Source organism: Bradyrhizobium sp. UFLA05-112 (genome assembly GCF_053572325.1).
Genome location: NZ_JBANBK010000204.1, coordinates 1 through 1,211, shown reverse-complemented (window position 1 = coordinate 1,211; position 1,211 = coordinate 1). Strand labels below are relative to the sequence as shown.

Here is a 1,211-nt window from a genome sequence, read left to right as displayed (position 1 = left end):
CGAATGGCGCGAGGATTGTATTGCAGACATGGTCGCGCGCGGATTTGCGATCACGCGCAGGACGCGCAGCAACACCTTCCTGTCGCGCTGACGACAACCAGCAACGGAGATTCCGATGATCGATCACATGGGTTTTCCGGTTTCCGACTATGAGCGCGCCAAGGCGTTCTATGCCAAGGCGCTGGCGCCGCTCGGCTACAGCCTGATCATGGAGGTCACGCAGGAGCAGACCGGCCACGATCCCGCCGCGGGCTTTGGCGCCGACGGCAAGCCGGACTTCTGGATCGGCGGCGAAGGCGCGTTGAACAAGCCGGTCCATGTCGCGATTCTCGCAAAAGACCGCACCACGGTGGATGCCTTCTACAAGGCGGCGATTGCGGCCGGCGGGCGCGACAACGGGCCGCCCGGCATTCGCGCACATTATCATCCGACTTACTACGGGGCGTTCGTGCTCGATCCAGATGGTCACAACATCGAAGCCGTCTGTCACGCGCTCGAATAAGCCTGTTCCATCGCCACCATGCGCGGGAACATCGACGCATTGGCAACGTTATCGTCTTTCGAGCAACGACATGTCGATGATGGATGATGCCGATCGAACCCCCGGAGATTCCGCCGGCAACACCGGGCACACCGAGTGAGCCGCCACCAGGAATTCCGCCGGGCAATCCGCAGCCCGATATCACGCCGCCGGTGCGCGAGCCCGGCGAATCACCACGCCCCGATGAATTGCCCGGGCGTGTCCCGGAGGAGATTCCGCCGCGCGGACCGAACGGACCGCGCACGCCGAATCCCGCGACGGATGCGAATTTGTCGCACCGTCACATCTGAGGCGATTGCAAGATGGGCCTGAATGCGCAATGAACGTCGATGTTCTGAAGTGATTTGCATGCAGAAATAAATCGAGACGCGGCTGCTTCGCACGCCACAATCCGGCCTAATGCGTATCCGTTGATCGCAACACTGACTCTCCAAACTCTACAAGAACCTTCCCTAGGATCTCACCACATGACTCAATTTCGCTTCGTGCTGCTTGCCACGACGGCTCTGACCGCGATGCCATTCGCAAGCTCCGCATCGCACGAGCAAAGCGCACCCATCGTGATCGCGCAGGCGCAGGGCGAAGTCGGCCCTGACGGAAAACCGAAGCAGCCATCCCGGGAGCAGCCAAAGGCGCCGGGACAACAACCGCCGGCCGCCCGCCCCACACC

The 1,211-nt window shown here is 61.9% G+C and carries 3 protein-coding genes and 1 pseudogene; all 4 read left to right on the top strand.

The features are described 5' to 3' along the window. Nucleotides 1–91: pseudogene (locus tag SO180_RS42385) on the top strand (FkbM family methyltransferase); the annotation flags it as partial. 24 nt (nucleotides 92–115) lie between these two features. Then, nucleotides 116–502, top strand: coding sequence for a VOC family protein (locus SO180_RS42380; protein ID WP_449384707.1), 387 nt, complete (start codon nucleotides 116–118; stop codon nucleotides 500–502). 86 nt (nucleotides 503–588) lie between these two features. Then, nucleotides 589–831 (top strand): hypothetical protein, encoded by a 243-nt coding sequence (locus tag SO180_RS42375; RefSeq protein WP_449384706.1) that lies wholly within the window; start codon nucleotides 589–591, stop codon nucleotides 829–831. Between the two features lie 177 nt (nucleotides 832–1,008). Next, nucleotides 1,009–1,211 (top strand): hypothetical protein (locus SO180_RS42370; RefSeq protein WP_449384705.1); only part of this gene is annotated, 203 nt, incomplete at its 3' end.